The 18,340-nt window shown below is 69.6% G+C and carries 14 protein-coding genes; 7 read left to right on the top strand and 7 right to left on the bottom strand.

The window, feature by feature from the left end; genetic code table 11:
* Positions 1-30: 30 nt before the first annotated feature.
* Complete coding sequence (locus JYK18_RS47360; protein WP_206810473.1) at positions 31-408, top strand: helix-turn-helix domain-containing protein; 378 nt, start codon at positions 31-33, stop codon at positions 406-408.
* A 522-nt stretch (positions 409-930) separates the two neighbouring features.
* A protein-coding gene (locus tag JYK18_RS45280) for an IS5 family transposase (protein ID WP_374195134.1) occupies positions 931-1,808 on the top strand; the annotation gives its coding sequence in 2 pieces (ribosomal slippage) (positions 931-1,323 and positions 1,326-1,808; 876 coding nt in all).
* An 18-nt stretch (positions 1,809-1,826) separates the two neighbouring features.
* On the opposite strand, the gene JYK18_RS45275 is transcribed toward JYK18_RS45280, so the two are convergent.
* Positions 1,827-2,765, bottom strand: a complete 939-nt coding sequence (locus tag JYK18_RS45275) for a DUF5996 family protein (RefSeq protein ID WP_206810471.1) — start codon at positions 2,763-2,765, stop codon at positions 1,827-1,829.
* A 137-nt stretch (positions 2,766-2,902) separates the two neighbouring features.
* Positions 2,903-4,300, bottom strand: a complete 1,398-nt coding sequence (locus JYK18_RS45270) for a S28 family serine protease (protein ID WP_206810469.1) — start codon at positions 4,298-4,300, stop codon at positions 2,903-2,905.
* Between the two features lie 197 nt (positions 4,301-4,497).
* Between JYK18_RS45270 and JYK18_RS45265 the strand changes: the two genes are divergently transcribed.
* From JYK18_RS45265 to JYK18_RS45255, 3 genes are all read left to right on the top strand, one after another.
* Positions 4,498-6,057 carry an alpha/beta hydrolase gene (locus JYK18_RS45265; RefSeq protein WP_206810468.1) on the top strand — a complete coding sequence of 520 codons (1,560 nt, stop codon included), beginning with the start codon at positions 4,498-4,500 and terminating at the stop codon, positions 6,055-6,057.
* A gap of 137 nt (positions 6,058-6,194) precedes the next feature.
* Positions 6,195-6,446 (top strand): hypothetical protein, encoded by a 252-nt coding sequence (locus JYK18_RS45260; protein WP_206810467.1) that lies wholly within the window; start codon positions 6,195-6,197, stop codon positions 6,444-6,446.
* A 37-nt stretch (positions 6,447-6,483) separates the two neighbouring features.
* On the top strand, positions 6,484-6,726 hold the full coding sequence (locus tag JYK18_RS45255) for a hypothetical protein (protein WP_206810466.1): 243 nt from the start codon (positions 6,484-6,486) through the stop codon (positions 6,724-6,726).
* Between the two features lie 76 nt (positions 6,727-6,802).
* Here the strand turns inward: JYK18_RS45255 and JYK18_RS45250 are convergent, their stop codons facing one another.
* The 3 genes from JYK18_RS45250 to JYK18_RS45240 all read right to left on the bottom strand — a co-directional run bounded on the left by JYK18_RS45250 (position 6,803) and on the right by JYK18_RS45240 (position 9,430).
* The gene (locus tag JYK18_RS45250; protein WP_206810465.1) at positions 6,803-7,246 is read right to left on the bottom strand and encodes a VOC family protein; all 444 of its coding nucleotides are present in this window, start codon (positions 7,244-7,246) and stop codon (positions 6,803-6,805) included.
* Between the two features lie 26 nt (positions 7,247-7,272).
* Entirely contained in the window at positions 7,273-8,727 is a 1,455-nt protein-coding gene (locus JYK18_RS45245; RefSeq protein WP_206810464.1) for an alpha/beta hydrolase, read from the bottom strand.
* A gap of 91 nt (positions 8,728-8,818) precedes the next feature.
* Positions 8,819-9,430 (bottom strand): stage II sporulation protein M, encoded by a 612-nt coding sequence (locus JYK18_RS45240; RefSeq protein ID WP_206810463.1) that lies wholly within the window; start codon positions 9,428-9,430, stop codon positions 8,819-8,821.
* 84 nt (positions 9,431-9,514) lie between these two features.
* On the opposite strand from JYK18_RS45240, the gene JYK18_RS45235 reads away from it, so the two are divergent.
* Positions 9,515-10,069, top strand: coding sequence for a TetR/AcrR family transcriptional regulator (locus JYK18_RS45235; protein ID WP_206810462.1), 555 nt, complete (start codon positions 9,515-9,517; stop codon positions 10,067-10,069).
* A 117-nt stretch (positions 10,070-10,186) separates the two neighbouring features.
* Here the strand turns inward: JYK18_RS45235 and JYK18_RS45230 are convergent, their stop codons facing one another.
* Both JYK18_RS45230 and JYK18_RS45225 read right to left on the bottom strand, forming a co-directional pair.
* Positions 10,187-11,098, bottom strand: a complete 912-nt coding sequence (locus tag JYK18_RS45230; RefSeq protein ID WP_206810461.1) for a hypothetical protein — start codon at positions 11,096-11,098, stop codon at positions 10,187-10,189.
* A 376-nt stretch (positions 11,099-11,474) separates the two neighbouring features.
* Positions 11,475-12,584 (bottom strand): SMI1/KNR4 family protein, encoded by a 1,110-nt coding sequence (locus JYK18_RS45225; protein ID WP_206810459.1) that lies wholly within the window; start codon positions 12,582-12,584, stop codon positions 11,475-11,477.
* Positions 12,585-12,717: 133 nt separating this feature from the next.
* On the opposite strand from JYK18_RS45225, the gene JYK18_RS45220 reads away from it, so the two are divergent.
* Positions 12,718-18,333 (top strand): RHS repeat-associated core domain-containing protein, encoded by a 5,616-nt coding sequence (locus JYK18_RS45220; protein WP_206810457.1) that lies wholly within the window; start codon positions 12,718-12,720, stop codon positions 18,331-18,333.
* Positions 18,334-18,340: the final 7 nt, after the last annotated feature.

Raw genomic sequence — 18,340 nt, 5'->3', positions numbered from 1 at the left:
TAATACAACTCGGTCAGCTATGATGACCGAGTGACCAGCTCGCGATCCACCAGCGAATCCGCCGCCCCGGGCGAGAGCCGCGCGGAGGTCGCCTACGAGCACATCGACGACGACGTGTGCCGCCGCTTCCAGCGCTCGGTCGAGATCGTGGGCAGGAAATGGACCGCCGCCGTGCTCATGGCGGCGATGCGGGGCGCCCGCCGGTTCGTCGACTACCGGGCACGCGTCACCGGGATCTCGAACCAGCTGCTCTCCCAGCGTCTTCGTGAACTCGAGAGCCACGGCCTGATAGAGCGGGTCGTGGTGCCGACGACACCGGTCCAGATCACATACCGGCCCACCGAGCGGGGTGTGAGCCTGATGCGCGTCCTGCACCCGCTCGTCGAGTGGAGCGTCAAGAACGACTAGAGCCCACGAACGGTCCGGCATCGCGCCAGGGATCGCCCGTGCGCTGGAACGCCAGAAATTCGCGACGTTCCAGAGCACGGGCGTGAGAGCGAAGCGACCTCCGCATCGCCGGCGTTGCGGCCGGTGAACTCGCAGTCCGAAATGCCCGGTCGCTGTCCCGCGAACCTGCACCACCCTTCCGGCCGTGCGCCGACCCGGGACGCAGGTCACAAAGTGCGCCACCCGCGCGAGCGGGGGGATCGTTTCCAAGGCGGCACTTCCGGCGGTCCGCACTGTCCTCACGGGACGATCCGGTTCGCGTGATCGGCCAGGGGGACGAGGTTCTCGCTCGGCAGACAGGCCCTGTGGTTGCCTGCCACGCGAAGGTCACGTGCTCGCGAGCCATCCATCTCGAAGTGTCTGGATCACGGTCAAGCGCAGGACCGGCACCGAGTTCGAAAAGTGCGTCGCGCCCGGCGACCCCGGTCGAAGACTAGGGCGTGTCCTGCGGATCTTTCCATGATCGTGTGCAGATGATGGATGGTGGTTGGTCGTGGTGAGCTGACGGACAAGGCCTGGGCGGGGATCGCGCCGTTGCTGCCCGTGCAGAGTGGGCAGCGCGGTGGCCGGTGGCGCAGCCACCGGCAGGTGATCAACGCGATCCTGTGGAAGCAACGCACCGGCGCGCCCTGGCGTGACCTGCCCGAACGGTACGGGCCGTGGAAGACCGCGCATGAGCGGCTGCGCAAGTGGACCGCGGACGGGACAGGGGACCGGATCCTGGAGCACGTGATCGTCAAAGACGACTCGCTCGGGACGCTGGAGGACAACGTCGCGTTCGTGGTCAGCGTTGACTCCACGAGTGTGCGGGCGCACCAGCACGCGGCCGGTGCCCGGAAAAAGGGGGCTGCGCGGACTGGATCGAAGCGCTCGCCGTCGACGGTGAATGCCTCGGACGCTCCCGCGGAGGGCTGACCACCAAGCTCCACCTGGCCGTCAACACAGCGGGCCTGCCGCTGGCGGTGATCCTCACACCCGGCCAGGCTGGCGACAACCCGCAACTGCTGCCGCTGCTCGACGACATCCACGACATCGACGTCGACGGGCAGCGAGTGCGGGTCGGGCGGGTCATCGCAGACAAAGCCTACGCCCACCCAAGCACCCGCACCGCGTTACGGCAGCGGCGAATCAAGGCCACCATTCCCGAACGCATCGACCAGATCGACCGACGCAAAGCCTTGGGCTCGGCCGGTGGCAGGCCACCAGCCTTCGACCCCGACCTCTACAAGCTCCGTAACGTGGTCGAGCGCTGCTTCAACCGTCTCAAGCAGTTCCGCGGCCTGGCCACCAGATTCGCCAAACGAGCCGCCTACCACCGCGCCGAGATCATCCTGGCCTGCATCGTCCTCCACCTCCGATAAAGATCCGCAGGACACGCCCTAGTCGCTCGCTTGCTGCAGCCGGAAGGGGTTGTCCTCCAGTGCGGGGCGGTCCCAGTGGGCGAGGTCCGCGGCGGCGACGTAGGTGGCGTGGAGGAACTCGGCGACCGCGCGGTCCGGGTCGGGTGCGGCGCGGGCGACCTCGTAGGGCAGCAGGAATTGCTGGAACTCGGTGCTGTAGAACGCGCCGTCGGGGCCGGCGGGCTGCTCGGCGAACCCGTCGGGGGCGGGGTAGGCGTAGGCGTAGAAGGCGCCTTCCTCACCGCCGCCGGGCCAGAACCCGCAGCTGGACAGCTCGCGGGAGTAGCCCTCGACCATCACCCAGTCGCCGCAGTTGGGGGCGCCGCCGGGGTGGGGCGGGGCGGGTCGTCCGGAGAAGCGGGTGCAGGCGAGGTCCATCGCGCCCCAGAAGAAGTGGACCGGGCTGACCTTGCCGACGAAGTGCGAGCGGAACTCGCCGATCACCCGGTTCGCCTGCAGCAACTGCCGCCAGAACAGGGTGGCCGCCTCGCCGTCGTAGGAGGCGTGGACGTGGTCCTCAGCGAAGGGGATGGCCGGGTCCACCTCGTTGGGGTGGGGCCGGATGGGCGCCTCGATGCCGAGTTCGCCGAGCACGTGGAGGATCCGGCGGTAGAACTCGGCGACCGGCATCGGCTGGAGGGGGAAGCTGCGCACGCCGCCGTCGCTGCTGCGGACCTCGAGCCGGTGGCCGAGGAAGTCGAACTCGATCTCGAAGGCGCCGGCGCGGTACGGGATGGCCGAGGTGGTCAGCCCGCGCGGGCTGACGTACAGGGTGACCTGCCACCAGTGGTTGACCAGCGGGGTGTGGGCCATGCGGATCTTGCCCACGATCTGGGTCCACATGTGCAGCGTGTCGCGGGTGGGGGCCCAGTCCGAAACCCGGAGGCTCGGCCAGCTCGTCTTCGCGGGGCTGGTCATCGGTTCGTTCTCATTTCCTCGGTCCGCACAGTCGTCGAAAAACGACACTACGGCGGCCTCCCGCGGGCGTCCAAGACTTGTCCGGGACGCCGGCGGTAGGTTCCGTCTATCGATATCGGCCGCCTGGTGCGGGAGGATCAGAACGGCAGCGGCGCCCGGACGACCTCCTCCTCGGCCGGGTCGATCACCGGGGGCGGACCGGCGGTCTCGAACCCGACGTCGGCCCAGCGGCGCAGGATGTCGGTCGCCGCGAGGCGGTCACCGTCGGCCAGCAGGGAGATCTTCGCCCCGTGGTGGGCACCGGGCGCGGTGTAGAGGTGCGAGTCGTGCGGGCTCGGCGTGAACCGCTCGGCGCTCCAGGGGTCGTTCTCCCCGTAGATGAACATGATCCGCTGCGCTGAGGTGCGCACCCACCGGTCCACCTCGAGCATCGGAGCCGGGTCGTGCGGGCGATGCAGCTCCGGCGGGACGTTGGAGTGCACCGACGACGAGTCCGTGTACTTGAGGTACGGGCGCACGTGCGGGAACTCCGGCTGGGGCCAGCCGAGCTCGGTCATCGCGTGGAAGTAGTACGGCGTCATCTGCCCGAGGTCGTTGTCGCTGAACGAACCGAAGGCGACGGTGCCGTCGATGTACTCGAAGATCTGCTCGGTGGTGGCGGAGGCCGGCGGCACCGTCGCGCACTCCCCCTGGCCGCGGAACTGCCAGAACGCCCAGCCGAGCATCATCACCGACTTTTCGAACGCCTGGTCCAGGCTGCCGACGATCTTGTCATAGGTCCAGCCGGACTTGGCCGCGTGCTGCGTCAGCAGGGCGACCATCTCCGGCCTTCGCTGGAACGCCTCCACCTGGAGGTCGGCGAGCGCGGTGCGGCAGGCCTCGGAACCGACGGAGGCGAAGAACCGGTCGTAGGCGCTGTCCTCGTCGTTGTCGCGGTCGTTCGCCGCCACGTACGCGACGACACCGTCGACGTCAGCCGGGTAGAAACGGCTGTGGTAGACCGAGGTCATCCCGCCCTTGCTGGCCCCGCTGGAGAGCCACTTCCCGGCATAGAGCGGTTTGAGCGCGCTGACCAGCCGGTGGTGATCGGTCGCCGCCTGCCAGATGGTGAGCTGGTCCCAGTTCGCCGGCTCCGGCCGGGACGGCGGGAAGAACCGCTGCTCGGTCGAGATCTGGTTGCCGCCCACGAGCTGGGTGGTCTCGGTGCGGAACGCGGCCGGGTAGAGCCCGTACCCGGTGGTGTGCAGGATCATCGGCCGGTCGGCCGATTTGTGCACCAGGCTGAACCGCTGCTGGAAGGTGGCGCCGTCCGGCCGGCGGTGGTCGACGGGCTGCGTGTAGCCGAGCACGAAATAACGGTGCTCCGGGGCCGGTGGCGTGCCCTCGGAAAGCACCGTCAGACCCGGGATCCGCTTGAGCTGGTCGAGGATGTCCTCCGGTGGCGCGGCCCCCGCCGCACCCACCGGGCCGGACAGTCCCGCGACGAGCGCGACCGCGGCCCCGACGACCGCGGTTCTCCATGACTTGGTGAGCAAGATCGACTCATTTCTCGTGCGCACGTCGTCCCCCAGTAGTGACGACAACGAGAGCTTGGCCGAAATCGCCGCTCCCGTCCCTCGTTTAAGCGCTACGTGAAACCCCGGCCGTCACGCACCGGAACAGCGGTCGCGGGGCGGCGGGCCACCGGTGTTGTCGCTACAGTCCCCGGGGTCCGATCGAACTGGGGGTTCGAATGAGGAGATTCCTCGTCATCGGCCTGACCGCGCTGCTCACCTCGGGCACCGCGGCGGCCGTCAGCACACCGGCCAACGCCGTTCCACAGCTTGACTTCGGGGCCTGCCCGGCGGATGTCGCCCAGGTGTACCCGGCGCTGCAATGCGCGACGGTCAATGTCCCGCTCGACCACTCGCGGCCGTTCGGCGCGCGGATGGACGTGCTCGTCTCGAAGCACGCCAGCACCAACCCGGCGAAACGGCGCGGCGTGCTGTTCGTCAACCCCGGCGGCCCGTCGGGCTCAGCGGTGCTGCAGGCGGGCAAGCTGTCCCTGCCGGACGCGACCGGCTACACCCGGCTGCCCAAGGAAGTGCTCGAGGCCTACGACATCATCGGACTCGATTCCCGCGGCACCGGGCACAGCCAGCCGCTCAGCTGCGTCGGCGAGGACTACTGGCGCCAGCTGCAGCCCGATCCCGACCGGCCGGAAGAACGGGACAAGAGCTGGGAGCGCTGGAAGTCCTTCGCCCGCTCGTGTGCGGAGAAGAACGGTGAAAAGCTGAAGCACACCGGCAGCCGCAACGTGATCCAGGACATGGACCACGTGCGCACGCTGCTCGGCGAGGAGAAGATCAGCTACCTGGGGTACTCCTACGGCACCTATCTCGGCAGCGCGTACGCCGAGCGCTATCCGGACCGGGTGGACCGGATGGTTCTCGACAGCTCGATGCACCCGGTGGAGCCGGAAATGTGGTACCACAACTCGACCGGTCAGGTCAGCGCGGGAGTCGCCCGCGAACACGCCTACCTGAGTTGGATCGCCCGGTACGACCACGTGTTCCACCTCGGCAAGACCTACGACGAGGTGCACGCGGCCTGGAAGAAGCTGCTCGGCGACTTCCGGGAGGCGCCGCGCGGGCCGTCGAAGAACGTCGGCGCGGTGGAACTGATGGACGTCTACATCGCCAACCTGTCCCACGAGCTCTACTGGGAACCCCTCGCGAAGGCGATGGCCGACTACGTGCTGCGCGGTGACGATCGCGCCGTACTGGACTGGGCGACTCCGTCGGGTGGCGCGGCCGCCGAGCGCTCCATCGCCGGCATGATCTCGATCGCCTGCGTCGACGCCGACGCGCCGACGGACCGGGCCAAGATCGAGCGCGACTTCGGCGAGCTGGCCAAGACCAGCGATTTCGCCTGGTACAACGTGTCGATCCCGTCCGCCTGCGCGAACTGGCCGGTGCGTGACCAGCGCATCGTGCCCTCGGGGAAGAACCTGCCGCCGATCCTGCTCTTCGGTGTGGAGGGAGACTCCGCGACGCCGTATGCGAACACCGTCGCGATGCACCGGCAGCTGCCGAGCTCGGTGCTGGTGACCGAGCGCGGCGCGGGCACCCACTGCCTGTTCGGCAGCCACCCGGCGATGGCCAACCAGGAGGCCCAGCGGATCGGCCGGGACTACCTCGTCGACGGCCTGCTCCCGGGCGGCGACCTCGACATCGCGCCCCATCCCCTGCCGGTGCCGACGGCGGGAACCGCGGCGGCCGTGCGCCCGGCCGTCGTTTCGCCGCACCTGTGACACCCGCTGACCGGACAGCAACACGCCGGATTCGTCGTAGCGTGAAACCGTCCCTTGGCCCCGCCAGAGGTGCTCCCGCTCCGATACCCTCCCGCTGTCCCGTTTCAAGACCGTCGACTTAGGACTCTGGGGAGACCATGAAGAACACCCTGCGACGGCTCGCCGTCGCCGGCACGGCCGCCGTTGCCTTCGCCTCGGCCGGCGCGGTGAACGCCACCACGGCACAGGCCGCGGACTGGCAGTTCCACAGCATCCACTCGAGCCACAAAGACTGCTGGGACACCGGCTGGTGGGGTGCGGTCAAGGGGGAATGGGCGGACTGGGGCTGCGCTCTCAACGCGCCGATCATGGGCGCGTGGAACCTGGCCGTCAAACCCTTCGACGCCTGATCAGCCGGCCAAGAACCGACAAGACACTGGGGAGACCATGAAGAACACCCTGCGACGGCTCGCCGTCGCCGGCACGGCCGTCGCTGCCTTCGCCTCGGCCGGCGCGGTGAACGCCGCCACGGCACAGGCCGCGGACTACGAGTTCGTGAACTACTACAGCACCATCGACGACTGCGAGCTGACCGGCCGAACCGGCTTCGCCAACGGCGACTGGACCGAGTGGGTCTGCGTGTACCACACGCCGCTGTACTTCAACTGGGGTCTGTTCGCGAAGTTCTGATGCGACCTGGCGGCCCGGGTGGTAGCCGGTCGGCGGCTTCCACCCGGGCCGCGGTCATCCAGCTGGGCCGGGTTCGTCACCCAGCAGCGCGCGTCTCGATGAGCTCGATGGCGGGCTCATGCGCGAGTCCCTTCAGGTACACGAATCGAGTCCCATCGGCTACGGAGGCGTCGAACGTCACCTCGACCTGCTCCCCCAGCCCGCGCAGGTGGTCCAGGTAGGCATCGATCCGGTCGACGAAGTAAGCGAGGTGATGGACGCCGCCGACCGGCAACAGTTCGTCGTAGGGCGAAGGCCGGGAGGTCGGTTCGATGAGTTCGATCTGTGAGGCACCGGTGTCGATGAACCGATAGCGGGCGGACACGTCGGTGGGCACTCCGGCCAACAGGGCCCGGGAGAAGCTGAGATCGACGATCGGGCCCGCGTTGACGCCCCACCGGCGCTCGTGGTCGAGGGCCGCGGCCTCCACATCGGCCACCACGATGCCGATGTGGTGCAGGGCCGGAAGTGTGATTGACATGGTGCTCCTTCAGGTTCGGGCAGAGATCACGATTCCGCCGCGCAGGCGCGATCCCGTTCCGGAAACTCGCCGGTGGACAGGAAAGCCGTGACCGTGTTGTTGGCGCACATGTTCTCCGCGAACAGTCCGTAGGCACCGTGGCCACCCTGGTCTGCCGTGACCAGCCGGGCCCGGTCACCGAACGCCCGCCGCATTTCCAGCGCACCGGCCAGGGGCGTACCCGGGTCGCGCAGGTTCTGCACGAGCAGCACATTGGACGGTCCTCGGTCATGGATGCGGACCGGGGGCTCGACGGGCTTCTGCCAGAACGCGCAAGGGTTGACGTTGGCCGCGGCCGCACCGAACAGCGGATGCTCGGCCCGTTGCGCCTCGACCTCACGCTGGTAGGCCGGAACCGAGCGCGGCCAGTTCGAGTCACCGCAGAGTACATAGAAGTGCGAGGCGTAGAAGTTGTCCATGTCGCCGGCGGGCGGGGGCACCTGCACTGGCTGCCCCGCGTCGAGTGTCTTCATCTTCTCGGCGAGGCTGGGGAAGAGCGCGTCGGCGTAGAGCGCCTCATGCGTCAGATTGCGCAGCAGGGAGCCATCGACACCGCCGATCGGCTCGCGGTCGAGCCGCGCCGCGAGGTCCAGGTACTTTTCTCGAACCTGTGCGGGCGTGGTGCCCAGCCCGTACTCCGGGTTCGCCACCACGAACCTGGCGAAGTCCGGGAACCGATCGTCGAACCCGATGGCGAACCGGAGCTGCGCCTGGTAGTCGTAACCGCCGGCGCCCAGCACGCTGTCGAGCACGATCCGGTCGCCGCGTGACGGGTACAAGGTCGCGTAAACCGCGCCGAGGTAGCTGCCGTAGGACCCACCGAGATAGGAAATCCGGGGTTCCCCCAGCGCTTCCCGGATCCGGTCCATGTCCCGTGCGGTGTTCGCGGTGGTGATGTGGGGCAACAGGTCCTGCGTCTCCGACGTCGCGCACTGCCGGGAAACAGTCCGCGCCACACCGGCGTGCCGCCCCACCTCGCCCGGGTTTTCCGGGTACGGCAACCAGCGAGGCGCGAGCTGTTCCGGCGTGACGTCGCACGTCACCGGCGAGCTGCGGCCGACACCACGGGGATCCATGCCGATCACGTCGTACTTGTCCCGCACGCTCTGCGGCAGCGGATGCGGGACCGCCGGATCCGCGAGCAGGGCCGGGTAGTCCAGCCCGGGCCCGCCGGGCCCGCCCGGATTCGTCAGCAGCACGCCCCGGCGCTGCGAAGGGTTCGTGCTCTTCAGCCGGGAGATCGCGATCTCGATCGTCCGGCCCTCCGGATGCCGGTAGTCAAGGGGCACCTGGAGGGTCGAGCACTCCAGACCCGGCGCGCCGGCCGCCGCGCACGGCTCCCAACTCAGCCCGTCGCCCGCCACCGCCGGTGACGCCGCCGCGACCACGACCGACGACAGGGCAACGACAACGGCGGCCGAGGCCACCCATGCTCTCCGCATTACCTTCTCCAGACGTCGCAATGTGACTCGGCCATGGGACACGATGCCCTTGGGGCACAGTCAAGCCTGGGGCGCGGGTGCCCGGGGGAGATCAACCGCCCAGCATTCCCGGCAGCAGGTAGACGACCGAGAATGCCTCGTAGTACGCGCCGATCACGAGAAGCACGATCGTCGGCAGCGCGAGCCACGCGAGTCGCCGCAGACCGGCGACGTACGCGCGCCGGCGACTGCTCTCGCCGAGGTAGCCGGGACGGATCCAGCCGCGACCGAGCTGGTATGCCCCGAACATCACGAGAACGTAGGCGGTGAGCTCGATGATGAGCGTCAGGGAGTGCGGGATGAGCACCGTCGCCGCCGTCGAGCCGGATGGCGCGATCGAGACGCCCACGTTGAACATGTACAACGCGATCGCCGGGACGCCGAGGAACGGCACGATGAGCGACGGCAGCAGAATGCCGCCGACAGCGGCCACGAACAGGTTGATCAGCAGGATCACGGTGCCGAAGAACCACGGGTTCGTGATCATCGTGTGCACGAGGTCGCCGGAGACGCCGCCGGAGACCAGGGTGGGCAGCTCGAGACCGGGGAACAGCGTGCCCGTCCCCATGCCGAGCAGCAGTGCTCCGAAGATCAGCACGGTGAGGACGACCAGCGCGCGGGAATCCGAGCGCAGGATCTCGACTGGTCGGCGAAGCAGTTTCATGGCTCGTCCCCCGGCGGACTGGATGTTACGAACCGATTTGGTCCGGTTCCGACCATATCGGTCCATCCTGGTAGTGTCGACCCCATGCCTCGCCTGACCAAGGAGCAGATCGACGCCGAGATCGTCGACCGCGCATCGGCGGTCTTCGCACGCCACGGATTCCGCCACACGTCGCTGCAGCAGATCGCCGATGAGGTGGGGTACTCGAAAGCGGGCCTGCTGCACCGCTTCTCGAACAAGGAGACGCTCTACCGCGCGGCCGTCGCCGAGGCACTCCGGCGCAGCACCCGCCTCCTCTCGGCGACCGCCGGAATCGCCCCCGGACTCGAACGGGACCGGCTGCTCCTCGAGGCGATCCTGGACACCACCTGGGAACTCCCCGGCACGGCGGCGTTCCTCAGCGCGAGCGTGTCCTCCGATCCCGAACTCGATCCCGAACTGCTCGAAGCCGGTGTCGCGCTCGCTGAGGCGTTCGGAATCGACCCCAGCGCATTCGACGACGAACGGATGGCGCGCGTGATCGCCGCCACCGCGGGCCTCCAGGCGGCCGCCGAGAGCGCCACCCGCGCGGACCGGCGCCGCGAGTGGCGACCCCATATCCTGCGGGCGGCGCTCGACGCCCTCGGTCACCACGACTGAGCCGGTTCGACTCCGCGTGATCCAGAAGGGATCGCGCTCGCCCACGGGTGTGGCGCCGAGGGAACAATCCCCTTCGGCGCCACACTGTTACGAAGCCGGACCGGTGCTGGCAGGTGATCAGGCGATGGTGGTCGGTGTGCCGAAGGAGGCGATGTCCGGCGACGCCGACGGCCACAGGTGAATCATCTGGACCTCACCGGTGGTCTGGTCGAGCACGACGGTCAACGAGGTGCCGGTCGGCGCGGCCGCGTTCTGGGGCCGCGGTACCCCGTCGGCCCGGAAGTCACCGTCGATCTGGACAACCGTGAGGTCGCTGCCACCCCGGATGTCGGTGTTGAACAGGGCATTGACCGCGGTGCGATCGCCGGCGACCGCGCGGACGCCCTTCGGCGCGGTCACACCCATCGTCTTGGCCACACGCAGCGCTTCGTCCACCGGCGACAGCTTCGGCGGCAGAGCCGGCTCGACTGCCCGCGCGTCCTGGTTCGCGGCGGCGATGTTGCACCGGGCGCGCATGTCCTTGAACTGGGAGACCCACATGGTGTAACACGGCCACCCGCCGGGGTTGGCCGCCGGAGCCGGGTAGCTGGGGGTGTCCCAGCCGGTGTACCAGTTGTTGTTGACCGTGTGCCGCCACTTCATCTTGCCCGCGGTCATGCTCGACTTGACGTCGCCGCGGGTGTACTCGTGACCGACGTCCAGCCACGCGGTCGTCGCCGGGGTCGAGGACCAGGTACTCACGTTGGACCCGTTGAGGTGGAAGCTCCACGAGCCGGAGCCCTCTTGCAGGCGGACCATCGCCTTGGTGTTCAGCGTGGCCGTGCCCAGGCAGCGGAGCTGGAACCCGCCGCTGTTCGGGTAGCTGGCGGCGGTGAACCAGTGCGTTCCGCTGCAGGCCGCGCCCACGCTGCGCAGAACGCCCGCTTCGATCCAGCTGACGGATGAGCCGTCGAAGCCGACCCACATCTCCGAGGTCTCGAAGTCAGGTCCGGCCCCGGGGACGCTGAGCGAGTAGGTGCCCAGCTCCACCTCCGCTCCGGAGACATCCCCGTGGGACCACCGCAGTGTCGCGTAGCAGTGGTTCTCCCAACTGCACGCGGCTTGCGGCTGGGCGGGCGGCGTCGCCGCCGAAGCGGTGGGCGCCGAGACTGTTGCGGACGCCAGCAAGGCGGTCAGTACGCCTGCGAGCAGACCTTTGCGATGACGGGACATGGGATCCCCCTTGGTCGACGATGCGGGCCCAGCGGAACCAGGCCCACGATGCGCCGGCTGCCTTGGGCAGATCTGGGGGAAATGTGGGATCGCGCCGGCGATACGGCTTCCCGCGGCGATCAATCGTGAGGGTGCCTGGGTGCTGCCCTCGGACGTCTGGTTGTGCTCGCGAACGCACTCCTCTACCGGTGTCTCACGACCGGGCCCGCGACAGCAGCGCCCTCCCCTGGTCCGCGGTGAACGCCCGGGCCAGCACCGGATGGGCGAGCAGGCCGATCGGGGCGATGTGGTCGTCGGTGCGGGGACGCCAGTGCGGGAGAGCGGCGTGCACGGCCGCCCACAGCCGGGCCGGGTCGCCGTTCAGAGCTTGCCGGACGCGGGCATCGAACTCCGGAGGACCAAAGGTGGGCGGTTCCGTGCGCGCCTCGTCTTCGGCGAGGGCTCGCCGAAGGTCCGGCTGCTCCCCGATCAACGCGGCCCGCAGGATCGAATTGTGGTGCGGCAACGCGTCCTGGAACCGCAGCCACGGCAGGAATTCCTCGGTGAACAGCGGATCGCGCAGGAAATCCGGTGAGCCCGGGCGCAGCAGCCTGCCGATGAGCATGCCCGCTTCGTAGTGGCGATCGAGCATGAGCAGCAATTGCGCCCGCAACACCGTGGCCCGCGTGCGGCCGGAATTCTCGGCTTTCGCCAGTACCGCTTCGGCTTCGTCGACGTGACCGCCCAGCGCGAGCAGCCGCGCCCGCTCGGTCTCGGCGTCCCAATGGTCACGGGTTTCGCCGGCGGGCTGCCGCATCCGGTGGAACTCGGCGTACAGCTCGTCCATCAACGCGGTGAACGACGCAAAGCGCACCGGCGGTTCGGCGCGCCAGGAAAACAGGCTGTAGGCGGCCCATTCACCGTTCTCATCGACGTCACCGGGATCGAGGAAAAGAATGCCCGCGTCGGCGTCCCGGGAAATCAACACCCCGCGGGTGAAGCAGTTGTCCAACGGGGTGTCCTCGACAACCCATTCCCACGCCTCTTCCCAGAACGGTTCGAGCACGCGCAGCAGGTCGACGTCGCTGGTATCACGCAGCCGCCAGACGAACTCACCCGCGTTGCGCCAGCCGTCCGTGGTCAGCAAGAACTCCCGGTAAGAGGGCGGCAGACGTCGCTGCAAACGCCGCTCGAGCGAGGCGACCGCCGCCTCGCTCGCCGGTTCGAAGCCGAGCCAGCGCTCGCGCGCCACCGCCGGATCGGGTTCCTTCTCGGTGCTGAGCCACTCTTCGCTCCAGCGCGCCAACCACGGTTTCCAGTCCACGCGCACCACTATGCCCACTCGGCCGACCTGATCGACCGGGTTTTCGTTACTCCTTCACCAGGTCTTTTCCGCTGAATGGGGTTCTGCTTACGATCTCCGCCGTCGATTCTTCGAGTACTGGGGTGGCTGGTCGATGACGGCGGGTAGAGGTCGCCGCGCGCTGCGCGGGCTGGGGTTGGCCGGATTGATCCTGCTCAGCACCGCCACGGCGGTCGAGGCCGCACCGCGGGCGGGAGACCCGCCCAAACCGCCGAAGCAGCAGGCGGCCGCCGAGACGCCGAAGCCGACCGGTCCGGAGATCCCCGAGGCGCCACCCAAGTCGTGGAGTGTGGACGGCCGGGGCTCCTTCAGCGACGAGATCGAGATCGCCGTGCCCGAGTTCCGGGAGATCACGCCGCGCCTGTCGCTGTCCTACGAATCGGGTGCCGGGAACGGGGCGTTCGGGGTGGGCTGGGACCTGGTCGGGGTCAGCCGGGTCGAGCGGGCGGGGGCCGGCCGGGGCGCGCCGAGGTACGACGCGTCGGACGGTTACCTCGTCGACGGCGTCGAACTGGTGCCGTGCGCGGCCGGTAGCGCGAGCCCCAGCTGCACCACCGGTGGCACGCACTCGACCAAGACCGAGCGGTACCTGCGGATCGCGCTGACCGGGACCGGTGCCGCCAGCCGCTGGACGGTGACCGGCAAGGACGGCGTCCAGCGCGTCTTCGCCCCGACCGCCACCGCCGGTGCCGAAACCTTCCGCTGGGGGCTGACCGAGGTCAGCGACACCTCCGGCAACACCGTCGCCTACCACTGGGCCGCGGACCAGCTCGACTCGGTGACCTACAACGGCACCACGGTGAAGTTCCACTACGAGCCGCGGCCCGACGTCGAGCAGAGCGCCACCGGCAACGGCGGCCTGCTCTCCGTGCCCAACCGGGTCAAGACCATCGACGTGGGCGTCGGCGGGCAACGCCTGCGCGCCTACCAGCTCGCCTACACCGCCAGCGGCGCCACCGCCCGCTCGCTGCTCACCGGCGTGCGGCAGTACGGCCGGGACGCCGTGCTCGACGCCTCGGGCACCGTCACCGGCGGCACCGCCATGCCCGCCACCACCGCGGCCTACCGCCCTGGCGATCCGGTGTTCACCGCCGGTGCCCATGACTCCGCGATGGCGTCGTCCACCAGCAGCCGCTACCTGCCGATGGACATCAACGGCGACGGCCGCGGCGACATGCTGGAGATCCACCCGTACGGCTTCGGCTCCCAGCGCCGCAGCTGGATCTCCGACGGCACCGGGTTCACCAAGGCCGCCGAGGAGGGCGGCATGGCGCTGAGCACCGATGCCCGGTTCCTGCCCGGGGACGTCAACGCCGACGGCAAGACCGACGTCGTCGAGATCTACCCCAGCGGCTTCGCCTGGGGCAGGCGGGTGTGGACCTCCAACGGCACCGGCTTCACCCTCGCCTCGACCGGCTCGGCCCACGGGCCCAAGAGCGACAACTCGCGCTTCCTGCCGATGGACGTCAACGGGGACGGGAAATCCGATCTGCTGGAGCTGTACTCCTGCGGCCTTTTCCCGGTGCACTACTGCCGCGCCACCTGGCTGTCCGACGGCACCGGCTTCACGCTGGCCTCGCACGAGACGGGCATCCCCTACACCGCGGACCGCCAGTTCCACCCCGCCGACGTCAACGGCGACGGCAAGTCGGACCTCGTCGAGATCTACCCCGTGTTCGGCTCGTCGGGCGCGCGCCGCATCTGGCTGTCCACCGGTACCGGGTTCACCGCCGGGGCCACCGATTCGGGCATCTCCTGGAGCACACCGAAGGCGGACGGCGCGGGCAGCCGGTACTACGTGGCCGACGTCAACGGCGACACCAAGGCCGACATGATCGAGCTGTACCCCTTCCTGAGCACCTACACCCGCCGGGTCTGGCTCTCCACCGGCTACGGCTACACGCTCACCGCCACCGACACCGCCATGCCCTCGGCCGGCTCGGCCAAGCACCTGCCCGTCGACGTCAACGGGGACGACCGGGTGGACCTGGTCGAGGTCTCCCCGTACGGCCTGTCCTCGCGCCGCCGGATCTGGCTGTCCACCGGCAGCGGCTTCACCGCCGGCGCGACCGACACCGCGATGGGCAGCTTCACCTGCTCCGACAAGGGTCACTGCGGCACCGAGTTCCTCGACGCGGACGTCAACGGCGACGGGCTCCCCGAGGTGGTGGAGCTGCACTCGATCCCGTTCAGCCTCAACAAGGGCAGGCGCGTCTGGAGTCCCGGCAACGCCGTGCCCGACGTGCTGACCTCGCGCACGAACGAATGGGGCGGGACCACCTCGGTCGCCTACACCCCGTCCACCGCCTGGCCGAACGCCGGCAACCCGCCGATCACGCAGACGGCCACCGCGGTGACCACCGGCGACGGCCGGGGCGCCACGGCCACCACCGGCTACAGCTACGCGGAGGGCCGCTACGACCTGGCCGAACGGCGTTCGCTCGGGTTCCGCTCGCAGAAGGAGACCCAGCCCTGCATCGCGGGGGAAACCGCGTGCCCGACCACCGAAACCCAGTACCGCCAGGACCTGCCCGCGTTGTTCGAACCCGAACGCGTCGAACGCCGCGGCGGCGACGGCGGGCTGCTCACCTCGACGGTCCACGAGTACGCCACCACCGCGACACTGCCGAGAACGGCGCTGCGCACCGCCACCTGGGAGCAGGTCCACACCGGACCGGCCTGCCCCGGCGCGGACTGCAAGCGCAAGCACAAAACCTGGCAGTACAACAACTACGGTGAAGTCACGCACGAGACCGACCACGGCGACGCCGACTCCCCCGGTGACGAGCGCACGACGGTGACCACCTTCGTGCCCAACACGGCGGCCTACCTCGTCGGCAAGCCCGCCTCGGTGACCCTGCACCAGGGCGCCGGCACCACCGGGCCCAGGCTGGCCGAAACCCGGACGCACTACGACGGCGCGGCGAACTGGGACCAGGCCCCGTCCGCCGGGCTCGACACCGCGACGGCCCGCTGGCTCTCCGACCCCGATTCGTTCGTGGTGACCGGCAAGGAACGGGACAGCTGGGGCAACGTCACCGCCGAGACCACCGCGATCGGCGCACGCAAGACGACCACCTTCGATCCGGACTACCACCGGTTCGCCCTCGCCGAGACCAACGCGCTGAACCAGACCACGACCAAGGAGTGGGACCCGGTGTGCGGGGTCCCGACGAGGACCACCGACCTCAACGGCCAGGTCACCACCCTGGCCTACGACCCGCTGTGCCGGCTGGTGGAGCGGGCCGGGCCCGGCGGCCGCTTCGAACGGCACGCGCGGATCGGCCTCGGCGATCCCGCCGCGCAGCACGAACTCGTCGAACGGCCCTCGGCGGACGGCACCGCCGATCCACTGTGGACCAAGCGGTACCTGGACGGGCACCAGCGCGCCTGGCGGACCGTCGGCAAGGGGCCGGGCGGCAGCGGCGACATCCACACCGACACCGGCTACACCGCGCGTGGCCAGATCGCGTCGAAGACCGCCGCCTACTACTGGGGCGACCCGCCCCAGCCGACCACCTACGGCTACGACGCCCTCGACCGGCTCACCCGGACCACCTTCCCGGACGGCGCGCACCAGGCCAGGAGCTACGGCCTGTGGTCGGTGACCAGCACGGACGAACTCGGCCACGCCCACACCGACCGGTTCGACGCGCAGAACCGGCGGGTGGCCCGCGAAGAGGCCGCCGGCACCGCCGTCTACGCCTACGACCCGCGCGGCAACCTCGAACGCTCGACCGATCCGCACGGCAACACCATCAGCTACACCAGTGATTCCCTCGGCCGCCGGATCCGCATGACCGACCCCGACTCGGGTGCCTGGAGCTACGAGTACGACCCCGCCGGACGGCAGACCGCGCAGACCGACGCCAAGGGCCAGCGCACGGAGTTCGCCTACGACGCGCTGGACCGCAGGACCGGCAAGACCAGCCGCGCGGGCACCCCGGAGGCGAGCACCGCCACCTGGGTCCACGACGAGCCCCGTGCCGGGTTCTTCAACACCGGCAAGGTCACCACCACCACGGACCCGGCGGGCAGCCGGACCACCGACCACGACGCGCTCGGGCGCGTGGTGCGGACCGTCCGCACCACCGGCGGCGCCACCTACGCGTTCCAGTACGGCTTCGACGCCGGTGACCGTCCGTTGTGGACGACCTACCCGGACGGCGACACGCAGGGCACCGCGGCGGACCCGCTGCGGTACGACGCGGCCGGGCGGCTGCGGTCCATCCCCGGCTACGTCACCGCCGCCCGCTACACCGCCGACGGCAAGCTCACCCGGATCGAGAACACCAACGGCACCGTGACCACCCGCCCGCACGACCCGGCGCGCGGCTGGCTCACCGGCGTCTCGACCGTGCGCGGCACGGCCACCGTGCAGGACAGCGGGTACACGCGCAACGCCAAGGGCCTGATCACCGCGATCGGCAGCCCGCTGCCGGACGAGGCGTGGAACTACACCTACGACGACGCCGACCAGCTCCTCACCGCCACCAGCGCGGCGAACCCGGCGCTCGACCAGACCCTCACCTACGACGCGATCGGCAACCCCACCTCGAACTCCCGGCTCGGCGGCTACACCCCGGACGGGACCCGGCCGCACGCCGTGGCCACCGCGGGCCCGCACGCCTACACCTACGACGCGGCGGGCCTGATGACCACCGGCGCGGGCCGCACGATGACCTGGGACGGCGACAACCGGCTGGCCTCGGTCACCAAGGCCGGGCACACCACGGCCTTCGCCTACGACGCCGACGGGGAACGCGTCCAGCAGGTCGACGGCGCGGTGACCCGCCACTACGTCGGCGACGACTTCGAGACCACCCCCGGCGGCGCGGCGACCAAGTACATCTCGATCGCCGGCACGCTGGTCGCCCGCGCCGACGGCCCCACCCGGCTGTGGGTGCACACCGACCACCTCGGCTCGGTCCAGGCGCTGACCGACGCCACCGGCGCCGAGGTGCACCGCAAGCGGTACCGGCCCTACGGCGAGGTGCTGTTCTCCGGCGGCCCGCTGGCCCGCGAACCCCGCGGGTTCGCCGGGCAGCGCCACGATTCGACCGGCCTGCTCTTCCTGCACGCCCGCTACTACGACCCGGAACTGGGCCGCTTCCTCTCGCCGGACAGCATCATCGACGGCGAGGCCACCATCGGGCTCAACCGCTACGCCTACGCCGCCAACAACCCGGTCAACAACCGCGACATCACCGGTCTCGAGTGCAAGAAGTCCGACTCCGGCGGGAAGGGCGGCGGCTCCGGCGGCGGCAGCTGCAAGGACGAGAGCGGTTTCGTGTCCTGGCTCAAGGCGGTCACCCGCAAGGTCACCGAGACGAAGTTCGAGTACGTGGCCGAGAACGTGCTGAAGTACGCGCTCAAGGTCAAGTCCTTCCCGGTGACCAACGCGATCGTCTCGGTCGAGAAGGCGTGGCACGACCAGAGCCAGGCGACGGACAAGCTGAACAAGGAGTTCCCCACGCTCCCGCCGCTGGACCCGGTCCGCGGTGGCATCTACCGGGTGTCCACCTTCGTCACCTCGCTGGCCTGGAACGCCGCGGACAACGCCGCGTTCAACATCCCCGGCACGATCAAGTACGCCATGGACTACGGCCAGTGGCGCAACTTCGGCCAGGCGGAGGGAAAACCGAAACCCGACCTCGTCCTGCCGGTCATCGGCCAGATCACCGGCTGCCGCGACGGGCTCTTCTGCTAGCCGGCCG

The sequence above is a fragment of the Amycolatopsis sp. 195334CR genome (genome assembly GCF_017309385.1).
Classification (GTDB): domain Bacteria; phylum Actinomycetota; class Actinomycetes; order Mycobacteriales; family Pseudonocardiaceae; genus Amycolatopsis.
Note: the sequence above shows the minus strand (reverse complement) of the source record. Positions and strands in the feature narration are given on the sequence as shown.

Excerpts from the sequence above, each read along its gene's own strand:
- JYK18_RS45260 (WP_206810467.1), top strand. The coding sequence starts at position 6,195 with ATGAAGAACACCCTGCGACGGCTCGCCGTCGCCGGCACGGCCGCCGTT.
- JYK18_RS45240 (WP_206810463.1), bottom strand. The coding sequence starts at position 9,430 with ATGAAACTGCTTCGCCGACCAGTCGAGATCCTGCGCTCGGATTCCCGC.
- JYK18_RS45255 (WP_206810466.1), top strand. The coding sequence starts at position 6,484 with ATGAAGAACACCCTGCGACGGCTCGCCGTCGCCGGCACGGCCGTCGCT.
- JYK18_RS45275 (WP_206810471.1), bottom strand. The coding sequence starts at position 2,765 with ATGACCAGCCCCGCGAAGACGAGCTGGCCGAGCCTCCGGGTTTCGGAC.
- JYK18_RS45245 (WP_206810464.1), bottom strand. The coding sequence starts at position 8,727 with ATGCGGAGAGCATGGGTGGCCTCGGCCGCCGTTGTCGTTGCCCTGTCG.
- JYK18_RS45220 (WP_206810457.1), top strand. The coding sequence starts at position 12,718 with ATGACGGCGGGTAGAGGTCGCCGCGCGCTGCGCGGGCTGGGGTTGGCC.
- JYK18_RS45250 (WP_206810465.1), bottom strand. The coding sequence starts at position 7,246 with ATGTCAATCACACTTCCGGCCCTGCACCACATCGGCATCGTGGTGGCC.
- JYK18_RS45265 (WP_206810468.1), top strand. The coding sequence starts at position 4,498 with ATGAGGAGATTCCTCGTCATCGGCCTGACCGCGCTGCTCACCTCGGGC.
- JYK18_RS45235 (WP_206810462.1), top strand. The coding sequence starts at position 9,515 with ATGCCTCGCCTGACCAAGGAGCAGATCGACGCCGAGATCGTCGACCGC.